This window comes from Mycolicibacterium sarraceniae (genome assembly GCF_010731875.1).
Classification (GTDB): domain Bacteria; phylum Actinomycetota; class Actinomycetes; order Mycobacteriales; family Mycobacteriaceae; genus Mycobacterium; species Mycobacterium sarraceniae.
Genome location: NZ_AP022595.1, coordinates 218116 through 231421 on the forward strand (window position 1 = coordinate 218116; position 13306 = coordinate 231421).

The window sequence follows — 13306 nt, forward strand, 5'->3', positions numbered from 1 at the left end:
GCCGACCGCTAGCCTAGCGCGGACGCGGTGTTCGTGAACGGGGCGAAGCTTCCGTCGAGCACTTCAAGGTGCCCGATCGTGCGGCCCGTGACAACATTGGCGTCGACCACCGCCAACTCGACTGCCGCGCGGGCGAACTCGTCCTCCGGGGACACGCTGGTGAACTCATTGCGGTAGTACGACAGGCCCGGCGTGGGAATCGGCCGCGACGGCGCCAGCGCGTTGACCGCGATGTTGTGCCGTTGCAGGTCGTAAGCCGCACACCAGGTCAGGTGTTCCAGCGCTGCCTTTGATCCGCCGTAGCCGGGCAGCACACCACCGGCGAAGTTCTCATACGGCCCATCGCCGGGCACCCGGGAGGCCACCGACGTGACGTTGATGATCGAGCCGACACCCGCGGAGAACATGTCCGGGCAGACCAGCTGGATCAGCTCGTAGGAGGCGAACACGCCGATCTCGAAATGCCTGCGATACGCGTTCGGTGGGATGGCCAAGAAGCCGGGCCAGTCAGCGTTGGCCGCACCTGCCGCAGCGTTGGGCCTTGCCTGTTTCGGCGCGGCGTCAGGTTTGGGCGGACGGCCCGGCGCGGTGAACGCGGCGTTGTTGACCAGAATCGTGACGGGACCGAGTGCCGCGCGAGCTTCGGCGACCAGGCGGGGCAGGTCATCGCGCTCGAGCAGGTCGGCCTGGATCGCGACGGCCTGTCCGCCGGCAGCTTCTATGGCGGCGACGGTGTCGCCGATGGTGCCGGGCAGGCGCTCGTCCCACTGTTGTTCGGTGCGGGCCGCCACTGCCACCGCGGCGCCGTCAGCTGCCAGGGCCAGCGCGGTCGCGCGGCCAAGGCCACGGCTGGCTCCGGTGACGATGGCGGTTCGGCCAGCAAGTCGTCCGGTCATCGCATGCCTCTCTTCTTACAGCGCCACGCCGTGCACCAGGATCGCCGCCGTCTGGTCGACCCAGTTGGCGTCGACATCATCCTCGGGGCGCAGTAACAACCGCATCATCGTCGCACCACCGATCAGTTCGATGAGGCGTTCCGGGTCGACGTCGGCGTGAACTTCGCGGCAATGCACGGCCTCGACGAGCCGATCGCGCACCGCGGCGAACACGTCGGTGAACCGGGCCATCACCCGCGCGTTCAGTTCGGCGTCCGCACTCATGTCGGCGATCAGACCGGGCAGCGCGGCGCGCACCACCGGGCTGGTGAAGACGTCCCGGGTGGCGGCGAGCATGGCACGCACGTCGGCGGGGAAATCGCCTGCGGGGGTGGCGAGCGCGGTGGGCGCGGTAGGGAAGGCGGCTTCGTGAACCAGCTCCGCCTTACTGGACCACCGGCGGTACAGCGCGGTCTTGGTGGTGCCCGCACGCTCGGCGACAGCAGCCAAAGTCAGATTCGGATAACCGATTTCGACAAGCAGCTCCCCGGTAGCACGCAATATGGCAGCGTCGATACGCGGATCTCGAGGCCGCCCGGGGACCGCGGTCTTGTCAAGCGAAGACGCGTCTGCTTTCATAACGCTACCCACCGTATCGTAATAGGGTTGGAGAGGACAAAGGTGACCAACCAACCGTCTGTGGAAAACGACCTCGATCGGTTGCAGCGTTCTGGTCGTGACGTCAGCACCGTTCCCGCGCTGCTCTCGGAATGGCTGTCCACCGTCATGCCCGGTCGCGTGAAACCGGAGGTGACCGTCGAAAGCGGCATCGACTCGAACGGCATGTCGTCGGAGACGATCATCCTGACCGGCCGCTGGGAAGAGGACGGCACGGAGGTCGAGCAGAAGTGGGTGGCCCGGGTGGCCCCCACCGAGGAGGACGTCCCCGTCTTCATCACCTACCGGATGGACCATCAGTTCGAGGTCATCCGGCTGGTCGAGGAACTGACCGACGTGCCGGTGCCGAGGGTGCGCTGGATCGACACGACCGGCAAGGTCCTCGGTGCGCCCTTCTTCCTGATGGACCATGTCTCGGGCATCGTGCCGCCCGACGTGATGCCCTACACCTTCGGCGACAACTGGTTCGCCGACGCTCCCGTCGAACAGCAGCGCGCGCTGCAGGATTCGACGGTTGAGGTGCTGGCCAAGCTGCACGCGATCCCCAACGCAGCCGACACATTTGGCTTCCTCGCCGAGGCCGTGCCCGCAGGCGATACCCCGTTGCGCCGCCAGCTGAACTGGCTCAAAGGCTGGTATGAGTTCGCCGTTCCCGACATCGGCCGCTCGCCGCTGGTCGAGACCGCGTTGGGCTGGCTCGAGGACCATTTCCCCGCCGATGTCGCGGCCACCGAGCCGGTCCTGGCCTGGGGCGATTCGCGAGTCGGCAACGTGCTCTACGAGGACTTCCGCCCCGTCGCGGTGCTGGACTGGGAGATGGCGACCCTCGGGCCGCGCGAGTTGGACGTGGCGTGGATCATCTTCGCGCATATGGTGTTCCAGGAACTCTCCGGTCTCGCCGGGATGCCCGGGCTGCCCCATGTCATGCGCGAAGAGGACGTACGCGCCACCTACGAGAAGTTGACCGGCGTCGAACTCGGTGATCTGCGCTGGTTCTACGTCTACTCCGGAGTGATCTGGTGCTGTGTGTTCATGCGCACCAGCGCGCGGCGCGTGCACTTCGGCGAGATCGAGAAGCCCGAGGACGTCGAGTCGACGTTCTACCACGCCGGCCTGCTGCGCCGGCTCATCGAGGAGGCATAGCCGCTCATGCTCGGCCCGCTGGACGAATACCCGGTACACCAGGCGCCACTGCCGATCGCCTGGCCGAATTCTTCGGATCGAAACTTCTACGACCGCAACTATTTCAACGCACATGACCGCACCGGGGACATCTTCCTGATAACGGGCATGGGCTACTACCCCAACCTCGGGGTGAAGGACGCCTATGTGCTCGTAAGGCGGGGCGACACACAGACCGCGGTGCACCTGTCTGACGCGATCGACCAGGACCGGCTCAACCAACACGTCAACAGCTACCGCCTTGAGGTCGTCGAGCCGCTGCAGAAGATCCGGATCGTGATGGACGAGACCGAGGGCATGGCGCTCGACCTCACCTGGGAAGGACTTTTCCCGGTGGTCCAGGAGCAGCGGCACCTCATGCGCCAGGGCAACCGGGTGACACTGGACGCTCAGCGTTTTGCCCAATTGGGTTCCTGGGCAGGGCATATCGCCATCGACGGCGAGGAGATCAAGGTCGATCCGTCGGTGTGGATCGGCAGCCGAGACCGGTCGTGGGGCATCCGGCCGCTCGGCGAAGCAGAGCCCGCCGGACGGCCGGCCGATCCGCCGTTCGAGGGCATGTGGTGGCTGTACGTGCCGATGGCCTTCGACGACTTCGCGATCGTGCTGATCATCCAGGAAGCACCGGACGGCTTCCGCTCGCTCAACGACTGCACCCGGATCTGGCGCGACGGCCGGGTCGAGCAGCTGGGTTGGCCGCGGGTGAAGATTCATTACCGTTCGGGGACAAGGATTCCTACGGGTGCGACCATCGAGGCCACCGACAGTACGGGGTCGGCGCTCCGCTTTGACGTGGAGTCCAAACTTCCCGTCCCGATTCACGTCGGCGGCGGCTATGGCGGCGACTCGGACTGGATTCACGGCACCTGGAAGGGCGATAAGTTCACCGAGCGGCTCACCTACGACATGAACGATCCTGCCGTCGTCGGGCGTGCCGCCTTCGGGGTGATCGACCACGTCGGCCGCGCGGTCTGCCACGACGGCAACTCGTCGGTCGAAGGCTGGGGGCTGTTCGAGCACGGAGCGCTGGGCCGTCACGACCCGTCCGGCTTCGCCGACTGGCTGACAGTCGCACCCTGACGTTCTCCGCCATACGTCGCTCTCGATCGCTAGGTGACCCGTGAAAATCATGACCGCCCTTTACGGCCCAACCGATGCTGTCGAGCGCGCGCACGCCTTGCGCGAGGCCGGCACCAGCGGCGTTTTCACGTTCGAAGGGCCGCACGATGTGTTCGCCCCGCTGACGCTGGCCTCCGGCGTCAGCGGGTTGGATCTGATGACGAACGTGGCAATCGCGTTCCCGCGCAATCCGATCCAGCTGGCGCACCAAGCCTACGATCACCAGCTGCTCGCGCAGGGCCGGTTCATCCTCGGCCTGGGCACCCAAATCCGCGCGCAGATCGAGAAGCACTACGGTGCGACGTTCGACAAGCCGGTCGAGCGCATGAGCGAGCTCGTCCGCGCACTGCGAGCGATCTACAACACCTGGGAAACCGGCGAGCGGCTGGACTTCCGCGGCGAGTACTACCGGCACACGCTGATGACGCCGATGTTCAATCCCGGCCCGAATCCCTTCGGGCCACCGCCGATCTACGTCGGCGCACTCGGCCCGCGACTGACCCGCGCCACCGCCGAAGTGGCCGACGGACTGCTGGTGATGCCGTTCGGGTCCGCGAAGTTCCTGCACGAGTCAACCATGCCGGCGGTGCGCGATGGCCTGGCGGCCGCGGGGCGAGACGCCTCGTCATTCGCGGTGGTGCCCGAGATCATTCTGTCAGCCGGTGAGGATCACGAGGCGACCCGGCGGCTGCTGTCGTTCTACGGTTCCACCCCTGCCTACCGGCCGGTGCTCGACATCCACGGCTGGGGTGATCTACAACCCGAGTTGAATTCGATGTCCAAACAAGGCAAATGGCTGGAGATGGCCGGGCTGATCAGCGACGAAGTGCTGCACACCATTGCGGCGTGCGGTACGCCGGCGCAGATCGCCGCCCACATCCGAGACCGCGTCGACGGTGTCGGCGACACCGTCTGCCTTTACCAGCCCGGTCCGATCGCGATCGACACGCTGGCCGAGATCGTCGACGAACTGGCTCGCTGAGAACGCGCGATGTCGACGCGCTCTCGTTCGGCAGCGGCGGTTTGCGCGCCGAAATCGCAGGGGACGGGCACCATGGGTGGGGTGGGTTATGACGTTGTGGTCGTCGGCGCGGGCTTCGCAGGCCTGGTTGCGGCACGTGAACTGGTAAAAGACGGGTACGACGTTGTGGTGCTTGAGGGCCGCGACCGCGTGGGTGGACGCTCGAGCACCGCGACGCTGGCCGGCGTGCACGTCGACCTCGGCGGCACCTTCGTCGGGCCCACCCAAGACCAGGTCGTGGCACTGGCCAAGGAACTGGACTGCCCCACCGAACCGACCTATAACCAGGGTGCCAACCTGATCCGGTGGCGCGGCAAGGTGCGGTCCTATCGCGGCACGATCCCTCGGCTGGGGCTGCTGCAGCTCCTCGATATCGCCCGAATCCAATGGCAGGTCGAGAGGCTCGGACGGGATGTCGATATCACCAAGCCGTGGGCCTCGCCCAGCGCCACCAAGCTCGACGGCACCACGCTGGCTGGCTGGCTGCACTCGGTGGGTGCCAGCGCCTCGTCCCGGGACCTGCTGGCCATCATGGCTCGCGTGACCTGGGGGGCCGAGCCCAACGACGTCTCGATGTTGCATGCCGTGCGTTACGTGAAGGCCGCCGGCGGGCTGGACCGCATGCTCGATGTGGTCGGCGGAGCCCAGCAGGACCACTTCCCCGGCGGCACACAGCAGATCGCGGACAAGATCGCCGCCGAACTAGGTGACCGGGTTCGGCTGGACAGCATCGTCTCCCGGATCGAATGGTCCGACGACGCGGTGGCAGTGATGTCCTCGAGTGGTGTCGTGGAGGGACGCCGCGCGATCCTGGCGATACCCCCGGCGCACCGCCAGGGCATCGACATCGCCCCGGCACCGCCGATCGGCTATCAGCAGCTCGCCCAAAGCTGGCCGCAGGGCGCGTTGAGCAAGGCCTATGCCGCCTATCCCCGACCGTTCTGGCGGGACAAGAATCTGTCCGGTCAGGCGCTGTCGGACCAGGGGCCGGTCTTCATCACCTTCGACGTCAGCCCCGGTGACGGCGGCCCGGGAGTTCTGCTCGGCTTCGTCGACTCCCGAGGCTTCGACGCGATGGCTCCCCAGCAGCGCCGCCAGGCCGCGCTCACGGGCTTCGCGGCTTTGTTCGGCCCCGACGCCGAGAACCCCATCGAATACCTCGACCATTGTTGGGGCGCAGAGACTTTCGCACCCGGTGGCCCGACCGCAGCGGTCCCGCCCGGGGCGTGGACGGAATTCGGGCCGCTGCTGCGTAAGCCGGTTGGTCCATTGCACTGGGCCGGCACCGAAACCGCCGACAAGTGGACGGGATTCCTGGACGGTGCGGTGCGGTCCGGGCAGCGCGCGGCGGCCGAAGTGGGCACGACGCTTAGGAACTGATGCGGCGCTGCGCTGTGACCGATTCGACCAGCGCTCGCAGCCGCGCATTGACGGCCGCGGGGTGTTCCAGGATGGCGCAGTGCCCGCCCGGAATCTCGACGAGTTCGACGAGGTTAGGGGCGGCCTCTGCGATCTTGCGCGCCTGACACATCGGCAGTAGCCGGTCGTTGCTGCTCCCGATGACCAGCGTCGGCACGGTCAGCCCGGAAAGGTCGATATGGCGCGGCCCCATCTCGTCGACGAGCACCCGAGCCCAGGCGCCACGCCCGGCGGGCGGGGTGGCGGCGAACAGCTCGTGGATGAGACGGGCGACGGCGGGATCAGCACCGGCGCCGACCGCCATCATCGCGACGAACCAGCGACTGCCGGGCTGAGCGCCGCGGACCAGCGGAGCAGCGCCGAATCTCCTGATCATCTGGCGCGCCGCCACGGACCTGCCGCCGGCCAGCAGCTGCGGCACCCGCAGCAGGTTGATCTCTGCTAGCAGGTCACCGGTGGTGGTATTGATCAGGGCGACGGCATCGGCGCGCTGCGCTACCCGGTGCCGATAGCGGTCTGACCAGGCGCTGATCGCGATCCCGCCCATCGAATGCCCGGCGATGACGGCCCGCTCCCCCGGTCGCAGGGTGGCCGACAGGACGGCATCAAGGTCGCCGGCCAGGTGGCCGAGGCTATAGCCCGACCGCGCAGCCAGCCCGCTGCGACCGTGTCCGCGGTGGTCGTAGGCAATCACCCGGTAATCGCGGGACAGGTCGTTGATCTGCTCGTGCCAGACCCGGATGGCACAGGTGATGCCATGCGCCAGCACAATGGGGTAGCCGTCTTCGGGCCCGAAAACTTCGGTATGCAGGCGGGTGCCGTCGGCGGCCTTGACCTCGACGGTTCTACTTTCCGGCAATGCGGGACCGCTCAGAACGGCCGCACGGGACGTCGACATGATCTCCCCTTGCTCGGCGCGGCGACACTGCCCCACCGGAGTCATCTACAGTAGCTGGCACAACCCGGCTGAACCGGCAGACCGCGCCCCTCGTTACCGCCCTGTGCCCCTCTCTAGGATGACCCGGTGACCGACCACGCCTTCACCGCCGAGGAGCGTCGCGCCGTCTACCGCGTCATCGACGAACGCCGGGATATGCGCAAGTTCAGCCCGGGCACGATGATGCCCGACGAGGTGCTGGCCCGGCTGCTGGCGGCAGCTCACGCCGCCCCCAGCGTCGGATTGATGCAGCCCTGGCGGTTCCTGCGCATCACCGACGGCGGGCTGAGGCGGAAGATACACGCACTGGTCGACGAGGAACGTCAGCAGACGGCGGCCGCGTTGGGCACGCGGGCAGCGGAGTTCCTGGCGCTGAAGGTCGAAGGCATCCTCGACTGTGCCGAGTTGCTTGTGGTCGCCCTTGGCGATGACCGGGACGGGCACGTGTTCGGCCGGCGCACAATGCCGCACATGGATCTGGCCTCGGTGTCGTGTGCCATTCAAAACATGTGGCTGGCCGCCCGCGCCGAAGGCCTCGGCATGGGTTGGGTGTCGATCTTCGACCCCGTGCGCCTTGGCGAACTACTCGAGATGCCGTCCGGCGCCGAGCCGGTGGCGATCCTGTGCCTCGGTCCGGTACCCGACTTTCCCGACCGGCCTGCCCTGGAGATCGACGAATGGACGTATGGCCGTCCGCTGAGCGAATTCGTCAGCGAGAACCGTTGGGAATAAGCGGTTTTCCCGACCAGCGGCCAAGGTGCCAGCGGTGCTGCACCCCGACCAGCTCGTCATGGCTCAACCTCGTCGAACACTGGTCACCCACACCTCGGTCTGCCAACTCAACACCGACATCCGCGCCTGGATCGACACCTGCAACGACAACCCCCGCCCCTCCGTGTGGACCCAGACCGCCGACCAAATCCTCGCCAGCATCGCCAGCTACTGCACCCGAATTAACGACTCAGGACACTAGCTATCCCCCTCCACTGCACGAGTCACTCTGAGCTGGCTAAACTGGACCACACGCCACCACTGTGCGGCGCACGCTGCAGCTGCCGCCACGCCGAATGCGTCAATACCGAGCCATGCTGAAGACGTAGGGAGTAAAAACACTATGAAGACACTGTTCGCTGCGGGAATGAGTGCGGCTTCGCTGCTGTTGGCCCCGGCCTTGGCGCACGCGGATGACGTGTTCGGCCCCAATGTCGTCGACGGCCCTAACGTTCAGGTCGGTCCCGGTATCACGTTCTCTGATCCCTTGGACGCCGCAGCCCAAGCCGCGGCCGGTCGGGAGCCCTGCTTCGCCCCCGACGGCTCCACCTACTACACCCCCGGCGACTCCCCCTGCGCCTGAAGAAGCGCCAGGAACCACGCTCTGGGTGTAGGCTAGGCGAAGGTTGACGTTCCAGCTGCGGCAATCGGCGCAGGAGAGCGGTGTGTTTGCACCCGCTACGCGAAGCCTTTCGTGCGTGTTCTACAGAAACTTGTGCTTTCCTCCTAGCGCTCACTGGAGCCGCCCCAATGTCGAGTTCTGTTTCCGGGTTGCCCGCAGATGGTGACTCCCGAAGTCCGCTGCAACTCGTCACCGAATGGGTCAGCACCACCAACGTCCGGATCACCGTGGCCGGCCCTGTCGACATGTCCACAGCCCACCAACTCAGTGACTACGTGTTCCGCCGTGCGGGCAACTGCAAGCTGCTCGTACTCGATATGACCCGGGTGACATTCTTTGACTGCGCGGGATTTTCGGCCCTCGCCAACATCGACGATCGATGCCGCCAGGCAAACGTGACCTGGATGATCGACGCGGTGCCGTGTGTCGCGCGTGTCGTGAACATCTGCGATCCGTTCAACGAACTGCCGCTGTCTAACGGTGGCAAGTTCGAATCAATCTGTGCCTGAGAGGGATACCTATGGACCCGCTATTTTCCCATCCCGTGCAACCCGAAACCGCGACGTCGTCAGAGGACGACCAGCCGCCGACTCCGGTTGAGAACCCGGAGTTTTCCCACCGTTAGCCGGTGTATCAGGATCGGCATTTCGCATCAGACGAATCAGTCGCTCGCGTTCGTTGATTCCGAGCTGTTTGAACACCAGGTAGAGGTGGCCTTCGACAGTGCGGACCGAGACCACCAGCCGTTCGGCGATCTGCCGGTTTGTCAGCCCGCTGGCGACCAGATTGGCGATTTCTCGCTCACGGCCGCTCAGCGGCAACGGAACTCCACCCGTCGCTGTCGCGGGAGTATGTAGCCCGAATGTGCTGACCAACCAGTGCGCGCGCGTCGACGATTGAAGCCCTGGCAACCGTGCGCCTGACCGCCGGTGCACCAACGCAGCGGCCGCGAAAGCGTCTGCGGCAGGAGCCGCCATCTCGAGTGATTCCCATTCGGTAGCCACCAGGTCGAGGTCGTCGCCATCACCGCTCGATTGCGCGATGAGCATCGGCAGTTGCACCCGTGGCGGCACCGAGATACGCGCCACCGCAGGCGACCTGCGGGTTACCGGCCGCGAGCTGGACGCGGCCGGCCATCGCTGCCACGATGGCCTCGGCGTGCGGGGCCCCGTGCGCCTGAGCCTTTTGCCGGTCGACGATCGCCTGGGCGGCAGCAATGTCACCGCGGTTGAGCGCCGACAGCGCATCCGATAACGCAATCGCGTACTGCTGTGGCCCAGACGCACAGTGCAGCGCCGCATCGGCGCCACGTCTGGCTGCTGCCGCCAGCCGACCGCGTAAAGGTCGGCCACCGTGGCGGGCGGGCCGGCGAAGATATCGGGCATCCGGCCAAGCGCCGGGTGTAGCAGTGTCACCGCCACCGGCCGGTTGAGCCGGGTATCCCAGCCGTCGCGCACCTCGGCCATGCCGCCGCGCCCCAGTATCCCGCGTAGCTCGTATTAACTGATCAGGCGGGTAACCGGACGTTAAGCTTCTGACGCCCTCGTTAATAGCTCCACCACCCCAGATTACCTGCCATTATGACCGGTAGATACCCGGCGAGCACATTGATGATCGCGTAACCGCACTGAGCGCTGCAGCTGTCTGCGATGCTTTCGGCGGTGAAAGGAACCGCATGAAGTTCGCCCAGTCGAGCAGGTTGTCCAACGTGTCTGACGAAGCCGCGGGACCGATCGCCGAAGAGGTGGCCCGGCTGGCGGCGACTGGACAACAGATCATGCGACTGGATGTGGGCGACCCGCATCCTTTCGGTTTCGAGGTACCCGCACAACTGGTCCGCGAGATCGCCGGCACATTGGCGACCTCGGCCGGCTACACCGGAGCCAAGGGGCTGCTATCGGCGCGGCGTGCCGTAGCGCAGTACTACGCGGCCCGTGCCGTTCCGGAAGTCCACGTCGAGAACGTATTTCTAGGCAATGGCGCCTCCGAGCTGATCACGATGTCGATGACCGCCCTGTTGGAAGACCGTGACGAAGTCTTGGTGCCCGCGCCCGATTTTCCTGTCTGGACCGCCGCGGTCAACGTCAACGGCGGGCGCGCCATCCATTATCGATGTGACGAGTCCTCGGACTGGTACCCCGACGTCGCCGATATCGCGAACAAAGTCACCTCTCGAACACGCGCGATCGTCATCATCAACCCCAATAATCCGACGGGCGCGGTGTACCCGCCCGAGGTGCTGACCGGCATCCTCACAATCGCCAGGGAGCACAACCTCATCGTGTGCTCGGATGAGATCTACGACAAGATTCTCTACGACGGCGTGTCACACACCGTGACGGCCTCATTGGCACCAGATCTGATCTGCCTTACCTTCAACGGCCTGTCCAAGGCCCACCGTTGTGCGGGCTTTCGCGCCGGCTGGCTCGCGGTGTCCGGGCCCACCGACCACGCCACCAGCTACCTCGATGGCCTGGCGACTGTCGCCGGTCTGCGCCGCTGCGCGAATGTTCCTGCCCAGCAGGCGATTCGGTTCGCGCTCGACGCCGATCGGTCGGGCGTGGACCTTGCCCTTCCCGCCGGCAGATTGCACGAGCAGCGGGATCGCGCATGGGCGGCCCTGAATGCGATTCCGGGAGTCTCCTGCGTCAAGCCCCAGGGCGCGCTGTACGCGTTTCCAAAGATCGACCTGAGCGTGTACCCGATCCGCGATGACGAGCAGTTCGTCCTCGATCTGTTGTTGCAGGAGAAGATCCACATCATCCCCGGGACAGCCCTGAGCTGGCCTGAGCCCGACCATGTCCGGATCGTGACGCTGCCGCACGCCGAGAAACTGGAGTCCGCCATCGAGCGCATCGGGCAGTTCCTGGCGACGTACCGCCAGTAGCTACCGTCGCGCGATCACACTGAGGGCGATCTCGCGGCTGGGCTTGGTGGCGATTCCGCGGAGCCGAACGATTTGAGCGCATAGATCAGGAACAGCACCATCGCCGCCATCGATAGGGCGACCGTCATCGCGGAGAACAACACCGTCCTGCCGGCCGAGACCATGCGTCGATCAGCACGCCACGGTGATCATCCGCCGGGGAGCGCGAGTCGCGAGGCGGGCGATGGCCGCTAACACGGCGATAGGGTTCCCGCCAGCCACTGAGTGCGCGCCTCGATTCGGCGCAGTTTTCCGCTAGACGTCCGCGGCAAGGTGCCAGGCGTCAACAGCTCGACATGGCCAACAGCGATTCCGGTGCGCTGCAACACCCGGGCCGCCACGTCGTCCGCCAAGCCGTCGGGTGCGTCGGCGGTGGTCTCAACGAGCATGGCCAGCGCTTCGTCGTCGGCGAAAGCGGGCAGGTAACTGACGGCCACCGCGCACCCGGTGCGTACACCGGCCAGCCCGTCCAGTGCCGCCTCGAAATCCTGGGGCGCGTGATTGGCGCCGCGGATGACCACCGTCTCCTTGCTGCGTCCGCAGACGAAAAGCTCACCGTCATGGATGAATCCGAGGTCACCGCAATCCAGCCAGCCGCCGCGCAAAACCTGCCCGGTGAGGTCGGCGCGGCCGAAGTAGCCGGCCATCACGCTGGGTCCGCGGACGAAGATATTCCCCACCTCGTCCTCGGGCAGCGGCCGGGTATCGTCGCCCCGGATCTCAACGTCGACTCCCGCCAGCGGACGGCCGGTGCTCACGAGTTCTTTGTTGTCGCGTTCGACCACACTGAACGGACGGCCGGCAGGCTTGAAGGTCACCGCCAGCGACGCCTCGGCCAGCCCATAGACCGGAGTGAACGACAAGCTGTCGAACCCCCAGCGCCCGAAGCGTTCGCTGAACCTTCGCTGAACGTCGGCGCTGGCGAGTTCGGCCCCGTTCAGGCACAGTCGCCAGGAACTCAAATCGACACCGGCCAGGTCCTCATCCCGAATCCGCTTCAAGCACAAACCGAACGCAAAGTTCGGTGCCGCGGTGACGGTGCCGCGGTGACGGGAGATGGCCCGCAGCCATGCCGCCGGCACAGCGAGGAACAGTTCAGGTGGTAGCAGCACCAGGGGGCGCCGAAGATAGAACGCCATCAACAGGTTCCCGATCAACCCCATGTCGTGGTAGAGCGGCAGCCAGGTCACACCCACCTGCTCAGGCATACCCGCGCTGTCGAAGTAGTCGGCGATCGCGGCGAGATTGTGCAGCAGATTGGCATGGGTGAGCGCGACGGGTTTGGGGTCGTGGGTGGTGCCCGAAGAGAATTGGATCAACGCCAGATCAGTGGCAACCAGCGGGCTGTCAGCGAAGTCAGGGCCGGACAGTTCGGCCATGGTGACGCAGCGTGTCTCGTCACCCTCGAGCAGCGGACGGATCCGATCCTCGGTGACCACCAGGACCGCGTGAACCGCCCGCAGCATCGCCGCGGTCCGGTGTCGGTAGTCATCGAGCCTGCCCAGCCGCACCGGCGGATACAGCGGTACCGGGACGGCGCCCGCGTAGAGCACGCCGAAGAAACTCGCGACAAATTCGGGTCCGGTCGGTAACACCAGCGCGACGCGATCTCCGCTATGCACACCGGCGGCACTCAGGCCAGCTGCGAAATCGCGGGCATCAGAGCGAATCTGGGCGAAAGCGACTTCGGTGTCGTTCTCATTGCGGTCGACGAAGTACAGGCTATGACCGCTTTGCGCTGCCCTGTCCAGCATGT

14 protein-coding genes and 1 pseudogene are annotated in these 13306 nt (G+C 66.0%); 10 read left to right on the plus strand and 5 right to left on the minus strand.

Features of this window, described 5'->3' with window-relative positions; genetic code table 11:
• Positions 1-8: 8 nt before the first annotated feature.
• Positions 9-896, minus strand: a complete 888-nt coding sequence (locus G6N13_RS01215; protein WP_163694473.1) for an SDR family NAD(P)-dependent oxidoreductase — start codon at positions 894-896, stop codon at positions 9-11.
• Between the two features lie 15 nt (positions 897-911).
• Complete coding sequence (locus tag G6N13_RS01220) at positions 912-1514, minus strand: TetR/AcrR family transcriptional regulator C-terminal ligand-binding domain-containing protein (RefSeq protein ID WP_163694474.1); 603 nt, start codon at positions 1512-1514, stop codon at positions 912-914.
• 42 nt (positions 1515-1556) lie between these two features.
• Here G6N13_RS01220 and G6N13_RS01225 point away from each other — a divergent pair, with 42 nt between their 5' ends.
• The 4 genes from G6N13_RS01225 (at position 1557) to G6N13_RS01240 (ending at position 6255) form a co-directional block, all read left to right on the plus strand.
• Positions 1557-2696, plus strand: coding sequence for a phosphotransferase family protein (locus tag G6N13_RS01225; protein ID WP_163694475.1), 1140 nt, complete (start codon positions 1557-1559; stop codon positions 2694-2696).
• Positions 2697-2702: 6 nt separating this feature from the next.
• Positions 2703-3815: an Rv3169 family protein gene (locus tag G6N13_RS01230; protein ID WP_163694476.1), complete on the plus strand. Its 1113-nt coding sequence runs from the start codon at positions 2703-2705 to the stop codon at positions 3813-3815.
• Between the two features lie 40 nt (positions 3816-3855).
• The gene (locus tag G6N13_RS01235) at positions 3856-4836 is read left to right on the plus strand and encodes a TIGR03617 family F420-dependent LLM class oxidoreductase (protein WP_163694477.1); all 981 of its coding nucleotides are present in this window, start codon (positions 3856-3858) and stop codon (positions 4834-4836) included.
• Positions 4837-4908: 72 nt separating this feature from the next.
• Positions 4909-6255, plus strand: a complete 1347-nt coding sequence (locus G6N13_RS01240; RefSeq protein WP_163701503.1) for a flavin monoamine oxidase family protein — start codon at positions 4909-4911, stop codon at positions 6253-6255.
• On the opposite strand, the gene G6N13_RS01245 is transcribed toward G6N13_RS01240, so the two are convergent.
• On the minus strand, positions 6245-7192 hold the full coding sequence (locus tag G6N13_RS01245; protein WP_163694478.1) for an alpha/beta fold hydrolase: 948 nt from the start codon (positions 7190-7192) through the stop codon (positions 6245-6247). The genes G6N13_RS01240 and G6N13_RS01245 overlap by 11 nt on opposite strands.
• Before the next feature lie 126 nt (positions 7193-7318).
• Between G6N13_RS01245 and bluB the strand changes: the two genes are divergently transcribed.
• From bluB to G6N13_RS01265, 4 genes and pseudogenes are all read left to right on the plus strand, one after another.
• Complete coding sequence (bluB, locus tag G6N13_RS01250; RefSeq protein ID WP_163694479.1) at positions 7319-7963, plus strand: 5,6-dimethylbenzimidazole synthase; 645 nt, start codon at positions 7319-7321, stop codon at positions 7961-7963.
• A 20-nt stretch (positions 7964-7983) separates the two neighbouring features.
• Positions 7984-8204, plus strand: a pseudogene (locus tag G6N13_RS01255) (IS630 family transposase); the annotation flags it as partial.
• Between the two features lie 141 nt (positions 8205-8345).
• Complete coding sequence (locus G6N13_RS01260) at positions 8346-8585, plus strand: hypothetical protein (RefSeq protein ID WP_163694480.1); 240 nt, start codon at positions 8346-8348, stop codon at positions 8583-8585.
• A 167-nt stretch (positions 8586-8752) separates the two neighbouring features.
• Entirely contained in the window at positions 8753-9133 is a 381-nt protein-coding gene (locus G6N13_RS01265; protein ID WP_163694481.1) for an STAS domain-containing protein, read from the plus strand.
• 9 nt (positions 9134-9142) lie between these two features.
• On the opposite strand, the gene G6N13_RS24245 is transcribed toward G6N13_RS01265, so the two are convergent.
• Positions 9143-9445 carry a helix-turn-helix domain-containing protein gene (locus tag G6N13_RS24245; RefSeq protein ID WP_179965052.1) on the minus strand — a complete coding sequence of 101 codons (303 nt, stop codon included), beginning with the start codon at positions 9443-9445 and terminating at the stop codon, positions 9143-9145.
• A 220-nt stretch (positions 9446-9665) separates the two neighbouring features.
• Between G6N13_RS24245 and G6N13_RS24045 the strand changes: the two genes are divergently transcribed.
• Both G6N13_RS24045 and G6N13_RS01275 read left to right on the plus strand, forming a co-directional pair.
• A complete protein-coding gene (locus G6N13_RS24045) occupies positions 9666-9878 on the plus strand; it encodes a hypothetical protein (RefSeq protein ID WP_170310424.1) in 213 nt (70 codons plus the stop codon).
• A 421-nt stretch (positions 9879-10299) separates the two neighbouring features.
• On the plus strand, positions 10300-11511 hold the full coding sequence (locus G6N13_RS01275) for a pyridoxal phosphate-dependent aminotransferase (RefSeq protein WP_163694483.1): 1212 nt from the start codon (positions 10300-10302) through the stop codon (positions 11509-11511).
• A 230-nt stretch (positions 11512-11741) separates the two neighbouring features.
• On the opposite strand, the gene G6N13_RS01280 is transcribed toward G6N13_RS01275, so the two are convergent.
• Positions 11742-13304 carry an AMP-binding protein gene (locus G6N13_RS01280; RefSeq protein WP_235677899.1) on the minus strand — a complete coding sequence of 521 codons (1563 nt, stop codon included), beginning with the start codon at positions 13302-13304 and terminating at the stop codon, positions 11742-11744.
• Positions 13305-13306 lie beyond the last annotated feature (2 nt).